The organism is Phytobacter sp. MRY16-398, from assembly GCF_003925915.1.
Lineage (GTDB): Bacteria > Pseudomonadota > Gammaproteobacteria > Enterobacterales > Enterobacteriaceae > Phytobacter > Phytobacter diazotrophicus.
Genome location: NZ_AP018756.1, coordinates 4,660,672 through 4,682,503, shown reverse-complemented (window position 1 = coordinate 4,682,503; position 21,832 = coordinate 4,660,672). Strand labels below are relative to the sequence as shown.

The 21,832-nt window shown below is 54.1% G+C and carries 18 protein-coding genes; 1 reads left to right on the top strand and 17 read right to left on the bottom strand.

The window, feature by feature from the left end:
* The first annotated feature begins 398 nt into the window (after positions 1–398).
* Entirely contained in the window at positions 399–1,427 is a 1,029-nt protein-coding gene (locus MRY16398_RS22950; protein ID WP_052249362.1) for a LacI family DNA-binding transcriptional regulator, read from the top strand.
* A 68-nt stretch (positions 1,428–1,495) separates the two neighbouring features.
* Here MRY16398_RS22950 and MRY16398_RS22945 read toward each other — a convergent pair whose 3' ends face one another.
* The 17 genes from MRY16398_RS22945 to MRY16398_RS22865 all read right to left on the bottom strand — a co-directional run bounded on the left by MRY16398_RS22945 (position 1,496) and on the right by MRY16398_RS22865 (position 21,778).
* The gene (locus MRY16398_RS22945; RefSeq protein WP_041852588.1) at positions 1,496–2,260 is read right to left on the bottom strand and encodes an HpcH/HpaI aldolase family protein; all 765 of its coding nucleotides are present in this window, start codon (positions 2,258–2,260) and stop codon (positions 1,496–1,498) included.
* Between the two features lie 29 nt (positions 2,261–2,289).
* Positions 2,290–3,072, bottom strand: coding sequence for a 2-keto-4-pentenoate hydratase (locus tag MRY16398_RS22940; RefSeq protein ID WP_125125243.1), 783 nt, complete (start codon positions 3,070–3,072; stop codon positions 2,290–2,292).
* Positions 3,073–3,112: 40 nt separating this feature from the next.
* Positions 3,113–4,072 carry a D-2-hydroxyacid dehydrogenase gene (locus MRY16398_RS22935; RefSeq protein ID WP_079497593.1) on the bottom strand — a complete coding sequence of 320 codons (960 nt, stop codon included), beginning with the start codon at positions 4,070–4,072 and terminating at the stop codon, positions 3,113–3,115.
* A 73-nt stretch (positions 4,073–4,145) separates the two neighbouring features.
* Positions 4,146–5,456: a tricarballylate/proton symporter TcuC gene (tcuC, locus tag MRY16398_RS22930; protein WP_071195874.1), complete on the bottom strand. Its 1,311-nt coding sequence runs from the start codon at positions 5,454–5,456 to the stop codon at positions 4,146–4,148.
* A 131-nt stretch (positions 5,457–5,587) separates the two neighbouring features.
* Entirely contained in the window at positions 5,588–6,859 is a 1,272-nt protein-coding gene (gene eno, locus MRY16398_RS22925; RefSeq protein ID WP_125125242.1) for a phosphopyruvate hydratase, read from the bottom strand.
* Entirely contained in the window at positions 6,856–7,884 is a 1,029-nt protein-coding gene (locus MRY16398_RS22920; RefSeq protein ID WP_125125241.1) for a phosphotransferase family protein, read from the bottom strand. Before MRY16398_RS22920 ends, eno begins: the two co-directional genes overlap by 4 nt.
* Positions 7,885–8,351: 467 nt before the next feature.
* Positions 8,352–8,798, bottom strand: coding sequence for a DUF421 domain-containing protein (locus tag MRY16398_RS22915; protein WP_041852583.1), 447 nt, complete (start codon positions 8,796–8,798; stop codon positions 8,352–8,354).
* Between the two features lie 10 nt (positions 8,799–8,808).
* On the bottom strand, positions 8,809–9,318 hold the full coding sequence (locus MRY16398_RS22910) for a hypothetical protein (RefSeq protein ID WP_041852582.1): 510 nt from the start codon (positions 9,316–9,318) through the stop codon (positions 8,809–8,811).
* 106 nt (positions 9,319–9,424) lie between these two features.
* Positions 9,425–10,195, bottom strand: a complete 771-nt coding sequence (gene eutC, locus MRY16398_RS22905; protein ID WP_041852581.1) for an ethanolamine ammonia-lyase subunit EutC — start codon at positions 10,193–10,195, stop codon at positions 9,425–9,427.
* Positions 10,192–11,580 (bottom strand): ethanolamine ammonia-lyase subunit EutB, encoded by a 1,389-nt coding sequence (locus tag MRY16398_RS22900; protein WP_041852580.1) that lies wholly within the window; start codon positions 11,578–11,580, stop codon positions 10,192–10,194. The genes eutC and MRY16398_RS22900 overlap by 4 nt, the downstream gene beginning before the upstream one ends.
* A 9-nt stretch (positions 11,581–11,589) precedes the next feature.
* A complete protein-coding gene (gene eat, locus MRY16398_RS22895; protein WP_041852579.1) occupies positions 11,590–12,969 on the bottom strand; it encodes an ethanolamine permease in 1,380 nt (459 codons plus the stop codon).
* A 996-nt stretch (positions 12,970–13,965) separates the two neighbouring features.
* Positions 13,966–15,012: a ferric ABC transporter ATP-binding protein gene (gene fbpC, locus MRY16398_RS22890; protein WP_041852578.1), complete on the bottom strand. Its 1,047-nt coding sequence runs from the start codon at positions 15,010–15,012 to the stop codon at positions 13,966–13,968.
* Positions 15,013–15,024: 12 nt separating this feature from the next.
* On the bottom strand, positions 15,025–17,103 hold the full coding sequence (locus tag MRY16398_RS22885) for an ABC transporter permease (RefSeq protein ID WP_103245873.1): 2,079 nt from the start codon (positions 17,101–17,103) through the stop codon (positions 15,025–15,027).
* A gap of 71 nt (positions 17,104–17,174) precedes the next feature.
* Complete coding sequence (locus MRY16398_RS22880; RefSeq protein WP_041852576.1) at positions 17,175–18,206, bottom strand: ABC transporter substrate-binding protein; 1,032 nt, start codon at positions 18,204–18,206, stop codon at positions 17,175–17,177.
* Positions 18,207–18,210: 4 nt separating this feature from the next.
* A complete protein-coding gene (gene uhpC / locus MRY16398_RS22875) occupies positions 18,211–19,521 on the bottom strand; it encodes an MFS transporter family glucose-6-phosphate receptor UhpC (protein ID WP_125125240.1) in 1,311 nt (436 codons plus the stop codon).
* An 86-nt stretch (positions 19,522–19,607) separates the two neighbouring features.
* Positions 19,608–21,149: an MASE1 domain-containing sensor histidine kinase gene (locus MRY16398_RS22870; protein WP_125125239.1), complete on the bottom strand. Its 1,542-nt coding sequence runs from the start codon at positions 21,147–21,149 to the stop codon at positions 19,608–19,610.
* A complete protein-coding gene (locus MRY16398_RS22865) occupies positions 21,149–21,778 on the bottom strand; it encodes a response regulator transcription factor (protein ID WP_125125238.1) in 630 nt (209 codons plus the stop codon). Before MRY16398_RS22865 ends, MRY16398_RS22870 begins: the two co-directional genes overlap by 1 nt.
* Between the last annotated feature and the right edge of the window lie 54 nt (positions 21,779–21,832).

Genomic DNA, 21,832 nt, shown 5'->3' with positions numbered 1-21,832 from the left:
ACAGCATAGCCTGTCATGTAAAAGTGTGAGGAATGTCTCGCTTGTTCTTGTAAAAGATCGGTACGACGGGCAGGAGAGGCGCACAGGGAAGGGAGCGTTTTGGGGAATTAAATATCATTTTTCATTATCAATAATAATAACCCTTAATTTTTTCTTAATAAGAAAACGATTCTTAAGGCAAGTTAAAATATTTATAAGTTTGCACTATGTCTAATTAATTCAGGCAGATGTTAGTATGGTAAAACGATAGTGCCAGATATAAGAATCTGTTATTATGGCTTATGCACAATATTCTTGGTGCATTTTCACAGCGAAAAACTGTAGGGATTATAATTTAATCCCCGGCTTTCTGAATTGATGACGGGAAATCCGCGCCAGGACGACATTAAGGTGACGCAGTGACAATAAAAAAATTGGCTGCAATATTGGGCTTATCTCATACCACGGTATCGCGTGCTTTAAACGATCACCCCGCCATTAGCCAGGCCACCAAAGACAGTGTGCTACAGGCTGCCAGAGATTATGGTTATATTCCCAATAGCGCCGCGCGCGCGCTGCGTAATGCCAGTACCGGCGCATTTGGTCTGGTGATCCCGGATATTCAGAACGATTTCTTTATTACCGTCACTAATGCCATCGCGCATGTCGCCGCCGAGCGCTCCTGGCAGATGATGCTGGGCATTACCAGCGACAAGCCGGAGATGGAACATGCCGCGCTGTTGCGCTTAATGACCGCCCGTGTGGACGGCATTATTTTCGCCCCAACCGCCAACCCTCTTGCAGAAACGCAAGAGCTGATTACCCGTACGAATGCCGTCCAGCTACTGCGCAAACATCGCAGCCTGCAGGCGCCGGTTATCGCTATAGACGATCGCCACGGCATTTCGCTGGCGGTAAAACATCTGCGAGAACTGGGCCACCAGCGTATCGGTTATATTGGCTCCTCCGAAGAGTTGAGCACTGGCTATGAACGTTTACAGGGCTTTCTGCAATGTTTCACCCCGGCAGAACAGACGGCGCTCCAGGCGCTTATTCATGTCGGTCCGCCGCAGGCCGAGTTTGGCGGTGAGGCTTTCAGGCGCGTGATGGCCGCAGAGGTGCCGCCTACCGCCCTGGTGCTCGGTAGCCCACGTTATGCCATGAGCATCTTACTGGCCGCGAAAGAGAAAAATATCCGTATCCCGGACGACCTTTCGCTGGTGGCTTATGGCGATGTCTCCTGGGCCAGCCTGCTGGAGATGAAACTGACCTATATTTCGCTGCCGGAAAAACAGATTGCTGACGCCTGTGTTGCCATCATTGATCGCCTGATGAATCAGGAGCAGACGCTTGCTCCGGAGGCCTTTTACGCCTCCACCGATAGCCAGATCTTTACCCCGCAACTGGTGACCGGCGACTCCACAAAAGCGATTCGCCCCCGTCGCTAAAAGAAAAAACCGGATGAGGCTGCCGCGCGCATCCGGAAAAGAAACACCAAAACAAGTACTTCGGGAAACTATCTGAATTTCGCCAGCAGTTGCTCCGCGCCTTTGGTCAATAGCCCCTGGTCAGAACCAATGGCAATCATCTGGAAACCCAGCTCGATATAACGGCGGGTTTGCGCTTCATCCGTACAGAGAATGCCGACGGCTTTTCCAGCCGCTTTGATGCGTCGGCCGGTCTCTTCAATCACTTTAATGACTTCCGGGTGCATCGGCTGACCAATATAACCGAGGCTGGCCGCGAGATCGCCGGGGCCGATAAAGAAAGCGTCAACGCCATCAATGGCCGCCATCGCCTCGATATTTTCCAGCGCGAGGGTGGTTTCCGGCATCACGATGAGACAAATTTCTTCCTCGCAGGTGGTGGCGTAGTTTTTTATCCGCCCAAAGCCGGATGCACGCGGCGCGCCACAGTAGCCGCGCACGCCATGAGGTGGATAGCGCACGGCAGAGACCAGCGCTTTTGCCTGTTCGACGGTATCCACCTGCGGCACCATCAGGGTATTTACCCCCGCATCCAGATAACGCTTAATCAGCGAAATATCGTGGTTGGGGATGCGTACGATGGGCTGAGTCGGTCCGCCAGCCGCGCAGGCCTGCAACTGCGAGTAAATTTCGATGTATTCACTCGGGCCATGTTCCGCATCGAGTCCAATAAAGTCATAACCACAGCCGGAGAGGATCTCAGCGGCGATATAGCTGCCCAGTTGAGTCCAGAGGCCGAGCTGTACACTGTTGTTTTTAATGGCATGCTTGAAATGATTTTTTTGCAGTTCCATAACGGCTCCTTTAAGCCTGCGAGACTTCCTTAGTCGGCAAAGCGGGTGCTGATGAGCCCCACGCCAGTGATTTCTGCATCAAAGGCATCCCCCGGCCTGGCGGATACCGCCGGACCGATAGCGCCGGTGATAACAAACTCCCCGGCGCGCAGCGGCTTACCGATACGTACCAGGTCATCCGCCAGCCATTTCAACGCATGTAGCGGGTGGCCGAGAATGGCGGTCGCTTTACCCTGTGAGACCACTTCACCAGCGCGCCTGGTGACCATTTCGCTGCGTGTGATGTCACAGTCGGAGAGGGAGACCGGCCTGGTACCCAGTACCACCAGACATGCGGCGGCATTGTCTGCAATAAAATCACAGGACTTCACGTTCCAGCCGGTGACGCGGCTGTCGCAGATTTCAAACGCCGGAAGGAGGTAATCAACGGCGTCGATGATGTCGAGGAGGGTGTGTTCGGTTTGCGTCAGATCTTTTTTCAGGACGACGGCAATCTCAGTTTCCACGCGCAGATCGCTGACGACCGGTTTAGTGATTTCCGCACCGTCGATCAGCACCATGTCGGCGTAGATATTGCCGTAACAGGGGTCTGAAATACCGAACTGCTTCTGCACGGCTTTGTTGGTTAAACCCAGTTTACGCCCGACCAGACGGCGGCCCTGCGCCTGCCAGATTTTGTCGTTGTAATCCTGAATCATGTACGCAGTCGTCAGGTTTTCACTGTCGACCAGCTCGCGAATCGGATCGCCCGCTTCGTTGTTATCCCAGGCCTGGCGCAGCAAGTCTGCCGCTTTGATAATGTTGTTTTTCATTGTTCTTGCTCTAGTTATCTATTTGATTTGTAGGGTGCTATCAGTCGCCCACGCGATTTTGCGGTTGTCCGGCCAGATACGCTTTGACGTTATCAACGGTGGTCGCCAGAATGCGTCCGCGCGCTTCAACCGAGGCCCAGGCAATGTGTGGGGTAATAATGCAATTCTTCGCCGTTAACATTGGGTTTTCAGGCACCGGCGGTTCTTTGGAGAGGACATCGACAGCGGCACCGGCAATCACGCCGTTATTGAGCGCATCGGCAAGGTCAGCTTCGTTAACCAGATCGCCGCGCGAGGCGTTAAGCAGCAGGGCGGATCTCTTCATTTTGCGCAGGGATTGTGCGTTGATCATGCCCTGTGTTTTTGGCGTCAGTAAGCAGTGCAGGCTAATCACATCGGCTTCGGCGTAAAGGGTATCGAGGTCGACATAGCGGACGCGGTCGTTTTCCAGCGCTTTGTTCTGGTATTCGTCATAAGCCAGTACATTCATACCCAGCGCCTGCGCCACGGCGCCGAACGCCTGACCAATACGGCCATAGCCAATAATACCCACGTTTTTGCCCGCCACTTCGAGCATCGGTTTCAGCCAGTAGCAGAAATCCGGTTTTTTCCCCCAACCACCGGCGTGGACATCGCTGTCGTGCAGGCCAACCTGGTTACAGAGTTCCAGCATCAGCGCAGTTGTAAATTGTGCGACGGTAGAGGTGCCGTATGTCGGGACATTGGAGACCGTCACGCCGTGGGCTTTTGCCGCTGCGAGGTCAATAACGTTATAACCGGTCGCCGTAACGCCAATAAATTTCAGGTTAGGACACTGGCTAAATTCTTTTTCGCTTAAGACGACTTTATTGATAATCGCTATTTCCGCATCGCCAATTCGTTCCACCACTTCTTCCGGGGCCGAGTTGTCATAAACGGATATTTCTCCCAGTTGCGAAAGCGCATCCCACGACAGATCGCCAGGATTCAGTACGCCACCATCTAAAATAACAATTTTCATACGTTACCTTTTCCAGTTTATTTTCAGCAGTACACCAACTTAATCGATGTACTGCTGTTTGGTCAGCAATTAATTAATGTAATTCTTTGGTCTGATTAATGGCTGTTTGTTTATGGTCGAGGGTTAATACGGCCAACAAACTTAATACGGCGTTAAACCCAAGCCAGACACCCACCATCGCATTACTGTTAAAGGTGTGGTTAAGCCAGGTACAAATTGCCGGCGTCAGGCCACCCAGTACGGCGGCGGCAACCGCCTGAGCAAAAGAGTAACCCGCCGTACGGGCATGTGCCGGTACCAGTTCGACCATCGCGGCAACCTGAACGGAGCTGTAGCAGGCATACATAAAAGAGAACCACAGTTCAAAGACGACAAATTTAAACACCGTCGGGTCGGCTGCCAGCCAGGAGAGCATCGGCCATGCGGTGAGCGCACCGGTCAGCGTCACCACGATAAGCATCGTTTTTCTGTTGACCCGGTCAGCGATCATCGCTGTGATCGGCAGCCAGAACAGGATCGACAGGCCAACAAAGAACAGCGTGATAAAGCCAACGTTCTCACCGAGGTTCAGGCTTTTGATAAAGGTGGGGGCATAGGTGGTGACCGTTTGCGCGGTGACGGTTGCCATCGCCACCATCCCCATGCAGACCACAATGGTGCGCCAGCCGGTCACCAGGCTTGTGCAAATCTCTTTTACGGTCGGTGTGGTTTTCTTCTTCGCGAAAACTTCCGTCTCTTGCAGGTTTGAACGCAGCCAGAACATCAGCGGGATAACCGCGCAGCCAATCAACAACGGAACGCGCCAGCCCCAGTCGTGCAGATCTTCGGTGGACATGTTGTAGAGCAGTACCAGGCCGATAATAGACGCTGCCATGACCGCAAACTGCTGGGAACCCACCTGCCAGCAGGTATAGAACGCACGCCGGTTCGGCGGCGATATCTCTGCCAGATACACAACCACGCCACCCAGTTCCGCGCCGGCTGAGAAACCTTGTAGCAAGCGACCAAGAATGACGATGATCGGTGCGGCGATACCAATGGAGGCATAGGTTGGCGTCATGGCGACGCACAAAATACCGATGGACATCAGGGTCAGGGCCATAATTAACCCTTTTCGACGGCCATGACGATCGGTGTAAGCCCCCAGAATAATGGCCCCGAACGGACGGGCGAAGAAGCCTAAAGCGAATGTCATCAGGGTGAGCATTAATGACACATATTCATTATCAGACGGGAAATAAGCCTGCGAAATATAGCGCGCATAATAGCCATAGACCATAAAGTCATATATTTCGAGGGCGTTTCCGGCACCCACCTGAACAATGGGTTTGATCTGCATTTTCTTTTTGGCTGCAGGCAATGCCTCGCCGCTGTAATCGGTCATTTGAATCTCCTGAAATTATATATCGACAATTTGGAAAAACTCATACAACCAGAACAGACATCGAAAATTCAGGTCAATGCGTAGGGCCCGGAGATAACGCCTGTTCAGCTAATCGGAATAAAATTAAAAAATTATTTATGATCTAATGCGGCGATGCCGAAAAATCCCAGAGCATTGGCCTCTTCCAGCCGAATGGCTTCATTCCATTTTGATGTACGCTCTGAGCGGGTCATTGAGCCCACTTTTAATTGCCCGGCATTCAAACCTAATGCGAGGTGGACAATAATATTGTCTTCGGTTTCACCTGAGCGCGCGGAAACAATCGAGCCGTATCCCGCTTTTTGCGCTTCGGCAAATGCATGACGTAATTGGGTAATAGTGCCAGCCTGGTTGGCTTTTAATAATACGGCGTTACAGGCTCCTATTTCCGCCGCTGCTTTTACGCGCTCGCCATTTGTCACGAAATAATCATCACCGACAATTTGCACCTGAGAACCTGCGGCTTTCGTAAAGGCGATAAGACCTTGTTCATCATCTTCTGCCAGCGGGTCTTCAATAGAGAGAATCGGATACCGATCCAACCAGCCGAGCAATAATTCACACATGCCGTCGGAGTCATATTCCGTGGCTTCCAGCGCCAGGCGGTAACGGCCCTCTTTGCCAAACTCAGACGAGGCGATATCCAGTGCGATAGAGACATCCTGGCCCGGTACATAGCCTGCGCTTTCAATCGCTTTTACCAGCGTGTCCAGCGCCTGTTCATTGCTGCTGAACTCTGGCCACCAGCCGCCTTCATCCGCCACGCCGCTTAAATGGCCGCGCTGTTTCATGATGCGCCCCGCGCTGTGATACACCTCAGCGGTCATCACCAGCGCTTCTTCAAAAGATTTCGCCCCGTTGGCGATAACCATCAAATCCTGAATATCGATACGCCGCCCGGCGTGCGCACCGCCGCCGAAAATCTGAATTTGCGGCAGCGGCATCGCCACTTTCCGATCGCCTGCCAGATACTTCCACAGCGGCAGGTGGGCATTGTTAGCCGCCGCATAGATAGCCGCCATGGAGCAGGCGACCGAGGCGTTGCCCCCCAGACGGGAGAACGTGCCCGTGCCGTCCAGTTCAATCAGAATGCTGTCGATAAGTTTCTGATCGTTGATATCCGTGCCGATAAGCGCCGGGGCAATTTCATGTTGAATGTTATGCAGCGCTTTTTGCACATCTTTGCCGGAAAGAACACTGCCGCCATCGCGCAGTTCCACCGCTTCGTGCATCCCGCATGAGGCCCCGGCCGGTGCCATGCCGCGACCAAAAAGACCATTTTCCAGATGCACTTCAACCTCAACTGTCGGCCAGCCCCGGGAATCCCACACGCGACGGCCAATCACATTTTTAATACGACTCATAACCCGTTCTCCTTCCGCCAGAATGATGTAATGTCTTTCAATTGCGTAAATTGACGCTCCAGTAATGCGCAACTTGCGCGACGTACGTTATTCGCATGCCTGCCCTGGAGATATTCCGCCGGTGATTTGCCGTCGACGCGGGCCAGAATTAAACAGGGCAGCAGTGTTGCGACACGGGCTTCGTATTCCCCGACAGGTTCCCAGGTGATGTGGTGAAAATAGCTTTGGGACATTGCATCAAAGGCGAGCATGAGTTTTTGCTGTGTCTCCTGCGACCCGGCAATCACCGTTTTCAGCAGAAAATGATTTAAGCAAAATGCTAAATCGAATGCCGGGTCGCCATACCATGCGCATTCCGCATCGAGAATGACTGGGCCATGTGGGCCGCGTAAGATATTTTTCGGGCTAATATCACCGTGCACCAGTGCCAGTCTGGTGGATTGTGTTCTGTGTAATACCGTCAAAATAAAATCAGCATAGTGCGGGTGAACGCGGGCGATTTCCCCAAGGTAGGGATCCAGACGCAGCGAAAAGAAGTTGTCGTCATAGGCGAAGGTTTTTGCCAGCGCTTCGCTTTTCGCCGTCTTCTGATGAATTTCACCTAATATGCTGCCTGTTTGCGCGGCAAAATCGATATCGATTTCTCCGCTTAACAGTTGTGATTTCCAGTTATGAAATTGCTCTGCGGGCAGATAATCCATCACAAAACAGAGCGCGCTACGGTCGATGCCTGTGATATGGGGAACCGAGTGCGGCGCAATACTGGCGACGGTTTGCATCCAGTCTATTTCGGCAAAGACACGTTCAAGCGGTGCATGCCACTCTTTAGCGACTTTCAATTTTGGCAGTGCCTGTTTCAGGCAAAACTGCCGTTCCCCGGTGCTGACTTTTAAAATGTTGGAAGAGACGCCGCCCGTGAGTGGGCTGACGTGCAGGGCTTCTTCTACTTCGAGGAGGCCCATCGTTTGCAATACATCACGTATTGCATCCTGATCTATCGACAGATCTTTGAAACACGTTTCCATTCATCACCCGTAATTGATGTATTTACGTAACTGTTTCTGATGAGTAAAAAGCAGCAGGCAAGCGTTCCCCTGCGACTGAATTAGCCGTGGCGCAACGACGTTAATTATTTACAGCAATAGGGTATCTATCATGGCGAAAAGAATATGCCTTGATAAATGCTTACCGTCCCGAATGTAGCTTTTTAATCATACTGTATTTATTTATGCACACGTGTGCATAAGAGTCAATCAACCTGCGAGTTAATTATGTTGATGCGCCTCTCATTTATTTTTTAATGAGTGTAACTTGCTGTTTTTTATGTTTTTATATAGGTGTGATCTTGATCGTAATTATAAGAAATGGAATTTTTAAATGCCACTGTTGCGGGTTTTATGGAAAGATAATGAAATTAAAGGGACGGACAGAAGGCAGCGCACTGTGAACTGCCTGCGGCATAATTGCAGACAGCCACAGTGTAAATCCGGTTTTATGGCGACTTCGCAATAATCGAGATATGGCCATTGCGCTCAAGGATGGCGTACTTAATATCGTCAAGTTTATCAATGCCCTGATTATTACGTGCAGAGACCATGATGTCATCATAGGTGATATCAGCCTCTTTCATTTTGCCGCGTAACATCTGGCCATGTTCCACCAGGATGACCGGAGCACCGTCGATCATGTCTTCCGCGTTATTGATATATTTTTTGAGATAGCCGAAAAGAATGTCCACCGTCACCAGGGTGATGATTGTTAGCGCCGCACCGGTGACGGAAAAATCATTCCCCAGTAACGCCTGTTGTGTGGCCTCGCTGATGATCAGCAGCAAGATAAGATCAAAAGAGGTCATTTGTAACAGTGCCCGGCGTCCGGCGATTTTAAAAACCACCATTAACACCAGATAGATGGCGATTGCCCGCAATACCATTTCCATTGTCTCGCCCTCAGGGGTAAATAAATTGCCAGATGCTGGTGCTGGATGCGCCTTCCACACCAATTTGCGACGTTACGCTGCCCGGAAGCTGTGGGGTCAGCCCCAGCCAAAGATCAAAGGCGTCTCCCGGATGCGCGTGGGAATATTCCAGACGCAGTATTCCGTTTCGACTGGAGACCTGGTCTGGCTGCGGCTGAAGCGTGCGTATCTCATATTGCTGCATAAAATCGCCGCCAAGCGTGATGACGAGCTGCTCATGCTTTGGCGCGCTGACGGTAATGGCCAGCGTCATATCGCTTTGTAAACGCCCGAATCGCTCGTAATGTACTTGCAGTTGTTTATCGCCAGTTTCCTGCGTTCTGTCGCTTAAAAATCCGTGGGAAAACAGGCCTGCAAGGGCGCTGATGACAATCAAAAAAAGCAGATAAGCGCCATATTGCTGTACCCGGGATTCGAATCTCAGCCAGCGCGGGTTCTCTCTTACAGGATGATTCTGGGGATCAGGTGCGGTCTCTTTCACCTTGGAGTCTCCACAAACGTAGAATGCACACAGGGTTAACAGAGTATGGAACAAAATTTGCGTTACGCGTCGCGCTTTACCCTTGGGCGATAAAGCGCGCGGGAGGCTAGCGAACGCGTGGGGTCACGCGTCCGTGCAGGGCAGGGTTATCGCTTTCGTCTTTTAACTTCACGCCGGTAAGCCTGCGCAGGAACGCCTGTTCCAACAGCCAGGCGAGCTTAAAGGCGGCGGCGTCATAGTTCAGCCCCTCGGGGCGAATGTTCGAAATGCAGTTGCGCTCCGACTCCAGCCGTTTGCGCTCGGGTTTCCATGTCAGATAGACACCCAGGCTGTCCGGGGAGGAGAGGCCGGGGCGTTCACCAATCAGGATCGCGACCGCTTTGCTGTTGAGCGTTTCGCCAATGTCATCCCCCAGCGCAACCCGTGACTGATGCGCCAGTACCACCGGGGCAAGTGAAATCCCCAGCGTCTCCAGATAGGGTAGCAGCGCTTTAATCAGGCCGACGGACTGGCGTTGCACCGCATGTGAAGAGAGGCCATCGCCAATCACTAGCAGCAGGTCGTGGGCGGGCGTCCGACTCGCTTTTAAGGCATCGCGGCTCTCTTCGCTGAGCATGCGCCCCAAATCCGGTCGATTCAGATAGATGTGCCTGTCTGTCGCCGCGCTGTGCGCATTCAGTGTTTGCAGCCCCAGCTCGTGTAACTGTGTCGCCAGACTTTCACTGTCGAACGGCTGGTGGATGGCATCGCGGGCCTGAGCATGGGCCAGGCCAAAGTTCAACACCTCACGCGTGGGCAGACTGGCGCCGCTGCGCCCAAGCGCGATGCGGGCATCGGTAAATTCGCGCAGTAATGTCCAGGCATCGGGTGGATTCATGCGCTCACTCCTTGTGGTAATGCGGTCAGCAGCGGGTGGTTTGCCCCGGTTAAACGCAACTGTCCGTGGGTATCGATAATTTGCATACGGGTGAGCCAGTCGGCGAACTCTGGCGCATGTTTCAGCCCCAGCAGACGGCGGGCATAGAGGGCGTCGTGGAACGACGTGCTCTGATAATTGAGCATGATGTCATCCGCGCCCGGTACGCCAATCAGGAACGTCAGCCCGGCGTTACACAGCAGCGTCAGCAACGTGTCCATATCATCCTGATCTGCTTCGGCGTGGTTGGTGTAACAGACGTCGCAGCCGATAGGCAGCCCCATCAGCTTGCCGCAGAAGTGATCTTCTAAACCGGCACGAATGATCTGCTTGCCGTCATAGAGATACTCCGGCCCGATAAATCCGACCACGGTATTGACCAGTAGCGGGTTGAAGTGGCGCGCCACGGCATAGGCCCGTGCTTCGCAGGTTTGCTGGTCAACGCCGTGATGCGCATTCGCCGACAGGCAGCTCCCCTGGCCGGTTTCAAAATACATCACGTTGTTGCCGAGCGTGCCGCGTTGCAGGCTCAGGGCTGCATCCTGCGCCTCTTTAAGCATCGACAGATTAATGCCAAAGCCGCTGTTGGCCGCTTCGGTTCCCGCCACGGACTGAAAGACCAGATCCACCGGTGCGCCACGTTCAATCAGTTGCAGCGTGTTGGTGACGTGCGTCAGCACGCAGGATTGGGTGGGGATGGCAAAACGGCTGATGATGTCATCCATCATATGATTGAGCCGTTCGAGGACCGGCAGGCTGTCGCTGGCCGGGTTAATACCCACCACCGCATCACCCGCACCGTAGAGCAGGCCATCGAGCATGCTGGCGGCGATGCCTTTTAAATCATCGGTGGGATGATTCGGCTGCAGGCGAACGCTTAAATGGCCGGGCAGGCCGATGGTGTTGCGAAAACGGGTAATCACGCTGCATTTGCTGGCCACCAGAATCAAATCCTGGTTACGCATCAGCTTGCTTACCGCGGCTGCCATCTCCGGCGTGACGGCCGGGGCGATGTGTGTCAGCGTGGCGGCATCGGTGGTATCGGCCAGCAACCAGTCACGGAAATCGCCGACGGTCAGGTGGCGGATAAGCGAAAAGGCATCGGCGTTGTGGGTATCAACGATCAGGCGGGTAACTTCATCGCTTTCGTAAGGAATGAGCGGATTGTCCAGAAGGTCACGCAGCGGGATATCGGCAAGGGCGATTTTCGCCGCCATGCGCTCTTCCGCTGAATCTGCCGCAACACCCGCCAGTACATCCCCGGAACGGGCCGGGGACGCTTTTGCCATGACTTCTTTAAGACTGGCGAACCGGTATGTCCGGTGCGCCAGGGTCGTTTTATACATTTCGCCTCCTCAGGAGAGCGCACGCAGTTGCGGATCCATCGCCGCACGCTCACGGGCTGACGCTGTTTTACGGAACCACATGTAACCGCCCAGCATCATCAGCGCGAAAATGAGCGCTAGCAGGGTGTTGTACCAGACCATCGCGACCAGACAGAGTACCGCCATACCCAGCGCAAACGCGGGCGCTATCGGGAACAGGGGCGCTTTAAACGGACGCACCAGGTTCGGCTCGCTACGGCGCAGTTTGAACAGCGCGGCCATTGAGATGATATACATAACAATAGCGCCGAATACTGACATCGTCACAATGCAGGCGGTCAGCGGCATGCCGCTAATGGTTACCAGCGAATCGGAGAAAATGGCCGCGATCCCCACCACGCCGCCCGCCAGAATCGCCAGGTGCGGTGTGCGCGTTTTACGGTTCAGGTTCGCCAGGCTGGCAGGCAGGTAGCCCGCACGCGCCAGTGAGTAGATCTGACGGGAGTAACCCATGATAATGCCGTGGAAAGAGGCCACCAGGCCAAACAGCCCCAGCCAGACCAGCATGTGCAGCCAGCCGCTACTGTTGCCCACCACGACTTTCATTGCCTGCGGTAAGGGGTCATTAATGTTCGACAGGGCGCGCCAGTCACCCACGCCGCCGGCAAATATCATTACGCCAACCGCCAATACGGTCAGCGTCAGGATACCGCCGCCCAGCGCGCGAGGAATGGTGCGTTGCGGGTCTTTGGCTTCTTCGGCGGCCATCGACGCACCTTCAATTGCCAGGAAGAACCAGATAGCAAAGGGGATAGCGGCAAACATCCCCGACAATGCCGGGGCGCTAAAGCTTTCTGCACCTGCCCAGCCGTTGGCCGTGAAGTTGTCCCAGGAGAAGCCCGGTGCAACAACACCCATAAAGACCAGCAATTCAAATATTGCCAGCAGGGTGACGATCAATTCAAACGTAGCGGCAATGCCGACACCGAGAATATTCAACGCCATAAAGATGATATAGGCGCCGCAGGCGATCCATTTCGGATCGAGGGACGGAAATTGCACGTTCAGGTAGGCCCCGATAGCCATTGCAATAGCCGGTGGCGCAAATACAAATTCAATGAGCGTGGCGAAACCGGCAATAAATCCGCCGGTGGGGCCGAAAGCCCGATACGCGTAAGCAAAAGGGCCGCCCGCGTGTGGGATCGCCGTTGTCAGCTCAGTGAAACTGAAGATGAATGCGCAATACATGGCGGCAATCGCCAGCGCGACAATCAAAAATCCCATCGTTCCGGCCTGGGACCAGCCATAACTCCAGCCAAAATATTCGCCTGAAATGACCAGGCCGACGGCTATGCCCCATAAGCGGAAGCTGCCGAGTGTTCTTTTTAATGTGGTTGATTCTGTGGTCATCATTTACTGCCTCGCCATTAAACACAGTGCAATGTCAGTAGCAAAGGCAGTGCCAAGCTTAAAAAGCAAATAAATTCATTTGGTTATGGATAGCACGAGGAATGGCGCGAAAAAAACGCGGCACCGATGTAGCGCCTGACGGGTAATTCTGGTGCATGCTGCCCCGCAATGGTGAAATTTGCCGTAGGGTAAAAGCTTTTGATGTTTTTCCCAGGAGGAACTTGCTGAAAGCGAAGCGTAAAAATAATGCCTTGAGTGAAATTTCATTAGGCATAGTAGTTTGAATCTTTTATGGTTCAGGAAAAAACAAAATATTATAGGGAGCAGGCAGGGAATAAATCCGACAATTCTTACACCCTTTTTATCCCGGCGACGCTTTACTATTATTAATTATTGACGATATTTACTGTTTTTATTTCACATAGTGTTTACATTTTAGATTTCATTACCTTATGACATTGTTTTGTCGGTTGTATCACAATGTTTTCAGGTAATTACCTGATGTTAAATTTAATCGTTGAGAATGAGTTGACCTGAATTGTTTCGCACTTTAGTTTGAGAGAAAAATTTTTCAGGCAAATCCAGGATTATATTTAACTAAGGAGGGGCATATGGCCTGGCGACCAATTTTATATGTCATTTTTACGACTAACCCACGGCTGAGCAGCAGGCGAGCGCGGCTGCGTGTGGTCGCAAACCATCCATAGTGAGGCTCCTGGTCAGGAAGGTTAGGTGTTCCGGTGATGCAGACGCATCCGGGAGCATCCCCCCGGTGGCGCTGACGCTTACCCGTTCACGTGTCCGGAGGTTCCATTTCACCATGAACATACGGTGAACGGAACCCACCTCCCGAGCCGCATTTTCCCCCTCACCCTGGCCCTCTCCCTCAGGGAGAGGGAACCGATCGTGCTCGCATTTTTATGGGGATCCCTCCCCCTCTACGATCGGGCACCGAACCCGTAACCCGGATAAGGCAAAGCCGCATCCGGGATAAACTCACGCGGTTTCGGCCAGTTCGAACATACCGTAGGGGTGGATTTGCAGGTAATACTGCTCACCAACATCCGGTTGCAGGCGGGTGGCGTTAACCTGCAACAAAATGCGCTGGCCGTGCCATTCCACAATCACCTCGTACTGCGGCCCCATATAGGCCACATGCACGATCACGCAACGCTGGCTGTCATCACCCTGTTCACCCAGCGTGATGGCCTCCGGACGGACACCCACCGTGCCGCTTCCCTGGGCCGAGAAATGTGCCGGCACAGGCAAACGGTATCCATAGATATCAACGAATTGCGGGTGGAACGTTGCCGGGAACAGGTTGGCATCCCCCATAAAACTCGCCATAAAGCGTGACGCAGGCTGGCGATACAGATTCTGCGGCGAGCCCATCTGCATGATGTGACCCTTGTTCATCACCAGCACGGTATCGGAGACGGCAAATGCCTCGCTCTGATCGTGCGTCACATACAGCGACGTGATGTTGAACTGCTTTTGCAACTCGCGAATTTTATCGCGCATGCTGCGACGCAGGTTGGCGTCGAGGTTACTCAACGGCTCATCAAACAACAGCACTTTGGGTTTGAGGATCAGCGCGCGTGCCAGCGCCACGCGCTGTTGCTGCCCACCAGAAATCTGATCCACGTAGCGGTCTTCAAAGCCTTCCAGATCCACCATCGCCAGCGCTTCTTTCACCCGCGTTTTCACCTCCGCACGTGAAACCCCCAGCATCTTGAGACCGTAACCCACGTTTTCTCCCAGCGACATATGGGGGAAGAGGGCGTAGGACTGGAACACCATGCAGATATCGCGCTGCTGAATGGAGCGATGCGTGACATCCTCACCATCAATAAAAATGTGTCCCTCAGAGGGCTTTTCCAGCCCTGCCACCAGACGCAGCACCGTGGTTTTCCCACAGCCTGATGGGCCGAGTAACGTCACCATCTCCCCCTGAGGGATGGCAAGATTAATGTTGTCGATAACCGTGTTATTACCAAATCGCTTGGTGACATTGCGCAGTTCAACGAAATGTTTTTGTGTCATGGTCGCGCTCCGTTAGGCCTGGTTTTTAGCTTTGGAACGGGAGATACGCGCCTCACCGATCAGCCAGTCAAAGATGAAGATGATGGCGAGCATCACCACAATAAGGATTGAGCCATAGGCAATTGCCACGCCGTATTCGCCGTCTTCCACGCGGTTCAGAATGTAGGCGGTCGCCACACGCGTATCCGGCGTTACCAAAAAGACAATGGCGCTGACAGTAGTGATGGCGCGGACAAAGCTGTAAATCAGCGCGGACAAAATCGCCGGGCGCAGCAGGGGCAGCAAAATCTGCGTAATGGTACGCAACGACCCGGCGCGCAGGCTAAGTGAGGCCTCATCCAGTGATTTATCAATCTGGCCTAAGCCTGCGATCCCGGCGCGAATACCCACCGGCACGTTACGCATCACCATCGAAATAATAACAATGGCGGCGGTGCCAGTGATGTACACCGGGGCGCTGTTAAAGGCGAGAATATAAGAGACGCCCGCCACGGTGCCCGGAACCGCAAAGCACAGCATGGTGGTGAACTCGATGGTCTTTTTCCCTTTGAATTGCTGGCGGACCACAATCCAGGCAATCAGCAGGCCGAAAATGGCGGTAATCGGGGCGGCAATCCCGGCGTAAAGCAGGGTATCGAGCAGAGAAGGCCACGCGCCATCGCTCATTCCCTGGCCAAACAGCTTAATAAAGTTATCCAGCGTCAGGGTATAATCCACGCCCCAGTTCACCGTGAAACTGCCATAGAAAATGCTGCCATAGAGCAGGGCGTTGAAGGCCACCCAGACTGCCAGCAGCGCCACTACGCTCCATACCAGCGTGACCGGCAGAGGCTGCACATCGCCGCGATAGGATTTGCCGGAAACGGTGACGTAAGAGCGTTTGCCGATCCACATGTACTGCACGCAGAACACCAGCAGTGAGAAGAGCAGCAGGAACGCACCAAGCGTACTGGCGGCCTGATAATCAAGCTGCGAACCGGTGATGTAGAAGTAGATTTGCGTTGCCAGCACGTCGAAGTTGCCGCCAAGCACCAGCGGGTTACTAAAATCGGCCAGCGACTGCACGACCACAATCAGAAACGCGTTAGCCAGCGCCGGTTTTAGCAGCGGGATAAATACCCCGTTAAAGGTCTGCCAGCGGCTGGCGCGCAGGGTGTACGAGGCCTCTTCCAGTGACGGATGAATAGTCTTAATCGCCCCGTCGAGGATCATAAAGGCCATGGGAGTGAACGCCAGCACCTGCGCCAGCCAGATACCGGTAAACCCATACAGCCAGTTGGTATTGGTGAGCCCGAACCAGTCGACCATTAATTCGGTGATATAGCCGGAACGTCCCATCATCAGGGTAACGCCGAGGCCGACGACAAACGGCGGGGTGACGATCGGCAGAATCGAGAAAATGCGGCCAATAATCGCGCTGCGCTGCGCAATGCGGGTTGTGTAAATCGCCAGCACCAGGCCGAAGAAGGTACAGCCGACGCCCACGGCAATAGAGAGCCAGATGGAGTTCAAAATCACCTGAATGATGTGCGCCTGGGCGAGCACATTCATAAACGCCAGCGGGGCAAATTCACCGCTGGCGGTGGTGAACATAGGAATAAAGATGGCAATACTTGGCCAGACGATAAAGACGCCGATCAGCGCCACGATGACAATCAGCGAACCAATAACAAAACGGTCGCCGCCGAGCCACTCCAGGCGGGTGAGCGCCAGAGTCATGATGGCTGCAAGGGCGACAAACAGCACAATCACCGCATAACCGAGACCACGTCCTTCTACGGTGGCGCTGACAGCCACAAACGCCATGCACAGTAAGGCCCAGCCGGCGTCAAAGTAGTGGCGGCCTCGCTGCTCGCGCTTCGCTTCACTCAGTGGGCGAAGCAGTAACACGGCGGGCAGCAGATACCACAACCAACTGACGTTAACGTGCGACCAGCCGTAGGCGTCGATAATTTCATCGCGCGTAGACTCCAGCAGGCCATAATCCAGGCTCCAGCTTGGCAGCAGCGCAAAGGCCAGCCCGCCAAGCAGAACCCAAAGGAATATCGCATCCCGCTTGGGGGCGGGATGGAGTGTGAGTGTGTGTGACATAAGCATTCCGGTGTTGTAGGCCGGGTAAAGCCGTTAAGCCGCTACCCGGCAATATGATCGCCAATGCGCGTTTACTGGCCCATCTTCACGTCGCTAACCCATTTGTTAATGAGCGCTTTACGTACGTCTGTGGAACCGTATTTATCCATGTCGTAATTGATAAGTTTCAGGTCGTCGAGCTTGAGCGAGTTCGGGGAGGTTTCGGCGGTGGTGTTGGTCAGGATCTGGTAAGACTTGCCCTTTTTCCATGCCAGCTCCTGTGCTTCTTTTGACAGCGCCCAGTCAACGAACAGCTTCGCGTTATCCAGGTTGCGCGCCCCTTTCAGGATGCTGATACCGCCAATTTCGTAGCCGGTGCCTTCACAAGGTGAAATCAGTTCCAGCGGCGCGCCTTGCTCTTTTTCCAGCGAGTAGTCATGCAGGAAGCCAATGCCGATGGCGGTTTCGCCACGCGCGGCGTTACGTGCCGGGGCGATACCCGATTTGGTGTACTGAGAGATATTGCTATTGAGCTGTTTTAAGTAATCGAAAGCCTGGTCTTCGCCCCAAAGTTGAACGAAGGTTGCCAGCGCGGTATAGGCGGTGCCGGAACTCTGCGGGTCGGCGATTTGAATTTCGCTTTTGTATTCCGGCTTCGTCAGATCTTTCCAGCACTTCGGAATGGGCAGGTTTTTCTCTTTCAGGCGTTGGGTGTTAACGCCAAAACCGAGAATGCCCACGTAAACGGCGGAAGAGAGATTGCCTTTCACTTTCGCCGGATCGCGGAATTTCTCCATGATTTCGCCCAGATTGGCTGATTTATAGGGCTGCAACAGTCCCATCTCCCCGGCCTGCGACTGTGGATCCAGCGTGCCGCCGTACCAGACATCCGCCTGCGGGTTTTTCTTCTCCGCATCGACTTTCGCCAGCGTGCTGCCTGAGCCGTTACGGATGAAGGAGGTTTTCACATTGTATTTCTCGCCGAAGGCCTGTGTTTCGGTTTCACACATTTCGTTGGTCGCGCTGCAGTAGACCACCAGACGACCTTCTGCTTTGGCCGCGCTGCTGAATGCCGCCAGCGCCAAACCGGTCGCCACCAGGGTAGAGAGCAGGGTAACTTTCATTGTTTTATCCTTCCTGTGAGGTTGTAGGACTGCGAGACGTCATGATGCCCGCCATCAACAAGGGCATCAGAAGTAAACCCATTAATACGGCGGCGACGGAGAGCAAGCTGAACATCCCCGACCAGCCATAGTGTTCAATCACCTGCGACAGCGGCCAGCCCGCCAGCGCTGCGCCCGCATAGGCAAAGACGCCGAGAAAACCGGTTATCGATCCTGCCGCGGCCTTATGCCCGCATTCGACGGCGGCCAGGCCGATGAGCATTTGTGGGCCAAAAACAAAAAATCCCACGGTAAAAAAGCACATCGCCAGCAACGCGTAGTGATGTACCGGCGCCAGCCACAGTGCCGCGACCGAAACAATCAGCCCCAGCGTGAAGAGCAAAATCATCGGCGCTCTCTGCCCGCTAAACAGCAAATCCGATCCCCAACCGGCGAACAGCGCACCTAACAGACCGCCAACTTCAAACAGCATCACCGTGGCATTCGCGCTCAATAAATTGACGCCGTGGCTTTCTGCCAGCCAGATGTTGCCCCAGTCATTGAGCGCAATGCGGATCAGGTAGACCAGCACATACGACACGCCCAGCAGCCAGATCATCGGGTTACGCAACATGGTGATACGTAACATCTGCCATAAGCCCATTGGGGGGCTTTGTTGTTCCTGACGAAGCTCCAGCGGGTCATGCCGCCATTCGCCCACGCTCGGTAATCCTTCTTCCTGCGGTGTACCCCGCAGTTGCATTGTCAGCCAGACGCCGAGCGCCATGCTGATTATCCCTGGTGTCAGCATCGCAGCCTGCCAGCCCCACCAGTGGGCGGCAAAGGCACATATCAGCGGAATCACGGCACCGCCAATATTGATGGACATGTTCCAGCATCCCCACCAGAAGCCGCGTTCATTGCGGGAATACCAGTGGGTGAGCAGGCGAGCACAGGGGGGCCAGCCCCAGCCCTGAAAAAAACCGTTTAACGTCCAGACCACTAACAGCAGCGGCAGTGAGTCACCAAAAGCGAACAGCACGTTCAGTAAACCCGTGGCGAACAGCCCGCAGCCCATAAAGGCGCGCTGCCCGTGGCTGTCGTGCCATAGCCCGGCGGCAAACTTTGACAGGCCATAGCTGAGGTAAAACAGTGAGCCCATCAGCCCGATGTCGCCTTTGTCTAACCCCAGATCGCTTTGTAGCGCCGGAAGCACGTAATTGACGCTTTTACGCGTCAGGTAAAACGCCGCATAGCCCACCACCATGCACAGCAGTAACCGTGGGCGAAAAGCCCGGTAACGTTGTTTAACTTCAGCAGATGAGATGGCGTGCATAGCGGTCTCCAGTTGCGCTGACTATAGGTAAGCGCAAACGAAAGCGGATGAGAGAAACTCCCCAGGTGACTAAGACTTTTTCCTGGTCAGAGCGGGTTTTGTTGCAAAATTGTGGGCAGGTTAACAGTTACGTGCGTGCCCTGACGCGACTCAAGCGTTAGCTCACCCCCCAGGGCATGGACACGTTCGCGCATTCCCTGGATACCAAAGCCCGGCATCTTCTCAGCGGCTATACCGAGGCCGTTATCATGCACTTCGAGACACAGACGGCCGTTTTGCTCGCTGAGGGCGATGCGCACTTCACTGGCGCAGGCGTGTTTGCAGACGTTATTGAGTAACTCTTGCAGCAGGCGATAGAGGGTGAAAACCAGGGTTTCGCTGGCAGGGGGAGCACTTAACCGATAATCGAAATGGCAGGCAATACCACGCTCGGCAAAGGCAAATTCGTTAACCAGATGGTGCAGGGCTTCTTGCAGCGAGAGTTCATCCAGCACCGGCGGGCGAAGCTGGCGCAACAGTTGCCGGGTAGAGTGGTGGATGCGCCTGGCGAGTTCGTTGATTTGATTCGCGGCTTCCAGCGCCCGATCTGTTTCGCCCGCCCGCTTCACCAACTGTGACTGAATTTGGATGGCGGTAATATTCTGGCCAATTTCGTCATGCAGTTCGCGGGCGAGACTTTTGCGGGTGTCCTCTTCTGTATGGATAAGTTTCTCGGTCAACACCCGGCGGGCCTGTAATTCCGCCTCCAGCCGTTTGCGGTAGTGGTGCAGATTTTGCGCCAGATGTTGCTGACGGCTGATGGCGATCCCCAGGCCAATCCCCAGCAGCGCTTGTGTCGCAAGGAAGATTTCCAGTTCCAACAGGTCGCTAAACCCCACCCCAATCTGACGGGCGATGGTGATCAACATACTGCCGAGCAGGCCAGACAGCACGCCGCCCTGCCAGCCGAACTTCCATGCCATCACCACGTTGGGTAAAAACACCACGATCAGTAACAGGCGTTCAATCTGCGGTGACAGCACCATCTGCGTGCCGATCCCGATAATAAAAAAGAGGCTGCACCAGATGATAAGCGAGGTCCGTAACGGCGGCGCTATCGTGTCAAGGCCAAGCAGATGATGGCGATGTTGCTGACGTAAGAATTCAAAAATGAGATAGACAAAGGGTGTCAGTAGCACCCCGCCGGTGAACGAAGCCAGGCCCGCCAGCAGCATGGTGCTTTGCAAAAAAGGGGCGAGCAGCAGGGTATGCAGCAGTGCGCTGGCGGTAACGGCAGTCAACAACAGGGACAATCGTTGCCAGTAGAGCGGAAAGCGGTGCCAGAAATGTTGCGTCATCAGCGCCGGAAGCAGGGTGATGATGGGCGCGGCCAGCATCGTATAGCCACTCAGGAGCTGCTCGCTGTGCAGCCATAAAATCAGCGCCAACTGGGGGAGCAATAAGGCTGGCCAGAAACGACGCGAGAGCAAAATCAGCAGTGCCAGATAGACGCCATGCGGTAGAAAGAGCACCGCCTGCTGGCCGTTATGGGTGAGGTAGAAACTGAGCGTCCACAGCATTAGCCAGCCAGGCCCCCAGGCCAGCACAATAAACAGCGAGATGATCCCGTGGCGTAATGAACGCGACATCAGTGATTCGCCAGCAGATTATGGTTAAGCGCAAAATGGACCAGCTCAATGGTGGTGGCGCAGTTCAGTTTACCGAGCACATTGGCACGGTGAACATGCACCGTTTTATGGCTGAGATCGAGTTTGAACGCGACTTCTTTGACGCTATCGCCTTTCACCAGTAAATCAAACACTTCCCGCTCGCGTGGTGTCAGAGACGCCAGGACTTTGTTCGGTTCGATCCCGCCGCGCAGCGCCTTTAGCGCATCGGCACAAAGATAATGGCCGCCAAGACCGACGGAACGCACCGCGCGCACCAGTTCTTCCGGGCCGCAGCGTTTGGTCAGATAGCCGCTGGCTCCCGCATCCAGTGCGCTTTGCACAAAGGCAGGGGTATCGTAGATGCTTAGAATGATGGCGCGAAAATCAGGGCGCTGCGCCCGCAGGCGTTTCAGCAGACTCAGACCATTTTCATCCGGCATGGCGACATCAAGGACGGCGACATCCACATCACTTTTTAATAGCGCAGGCCAGGCTTCGGCGGCGGTACTGTATTGCCCGGTGATGCTGAGATCGTTTTCAAGGCCGAGAAGTTGGGCGAATCCTGAACGCACCACCACATGATCATCCACCAGAACCACACGAATCATAACGCACTCTCATAAGCCTAAAGCTTCATGATGCCGTCTGGTTTTCGCGTGGCA

What these genes read in the sequence shown, in the direction of transcription:
- MRY16398_RS22945 (WP_041852588.1), bottom strand. Translation starts at nt 2,260, where the DNA reads ATGGAACTGCAAAAAAATCATTTCAAGCATGCCATTAAAAACAACAGT.
- MRY16398_RS22940 (WP_125125243.1), bottom strand. Translation starts at nt 3,072, where the DNA reads ATGAAAAACAACATTATCAAAGCGGCAGACTTGCTGCGCCAGGCCTGG.
- MRY16398_RS22935 (WP_079497593.1), bottom strand. Translation starts at nt 4,072, where the DNA reads ATGAAAATTGTTATTTTAGATGGTGGCGTACTGAATCCTGGCGATCTG.
- tcuC (WP_071195874.1), bottom strand. Translation starts at nt 5,456, where the DNA reads ATGACCGATTACAGCGGCGAGGCATTGCCTGCAGCCAAAAAGAAAATG.
- eno (WP_125125242.1), bottom strand. Translation starts at nt 6,859, where the DNA reads ATGAGTCGTATTAAAAATGTGATTGGCCGTCGCGTGTGGGATTCCCGG.
- MRY16398_RS22920 (WP_125125241.1), bottom strand. Translation starts at nt 7,884, where the DNA reads ATGGAAACGTGTTTCAAAGATCTGTCGATAGATCAGGATGCAATACGT.
- MRY16398_RS22915 (WP_041852583.1), bottom strand. Translation starts at nt 8,798, where the DNA reads ATGGAAATGGTATTGCGGGCAATCGCCATCTATCTGGTGTTAATGGTG.
- eutC (WP_041852581.1), bottom strand. Translation starts at nt 10,195, where the DNA reads ATGAATCCACCCGATGCCTGGACATTACTGCGCGAATTTACCGATGCC.
- MRY16398_RS22900 (WP_041852580.1), bottom strand. Translation starts at nt 11,580, where the DNA reads ATGTATAAAACGACCCTGGCGCACCGGACATACCGGTTCGCCAGTCTT.
- eat (WP_041852579.1), bottom strand. Translation starts at nt 12,969, where the DNA reads ATGACCACAGAATCAACCACATTAAAAAGAACACTCGGCAGCTTCCGC.
- fbpC (WP_041852578.1), bottom strand. Translation starts at nt 15,012, where the DNA reads ATGACACAAAAACATTTCGTTGAACTGCGCAATGTCACCAAGCGATTT.
- MRY16398_RS22885 (WP_103245873.1), bottom strand. Translation starts at nt 17,103, where the DNA reads ATGTCACACACACTCACACTCCATCCCGCCCCCAAGCGGGATGCGATA.
- MRY16398_RS22880 (WP_041852576.1), bottom strand. Translation starts at nt 18,206, where the DNA reads ATGAAAGTTACCCTGCTCTCTACCCTGGTGGCGACCGGTTTGGCGCTG.
- uhpC (WP_125125240.1), bottom strand. Translation starts at nt 19,521, where the DNA reads ATGCACGCCATCTCATCTGCTGAAGTTAAACAACGTTACCGGGCTTTT.
- MRY16398_RS22870 (WP_125125239.1), bottom strand. Translation starts at nt 21,149, where the DNA reads ATGTCGCGTTCATTACGCCACGGGATCATCTCGCTGTTTATTGTGCTG.
- MRY16398_RS22865 (WP_125125238.1), bottom strand. Translation starts at nt 21,778, where the DNA reads ATGATTCGTGTGGTTCTGGTGGATGATCATGTGGTGGTGCGTTCAGGA.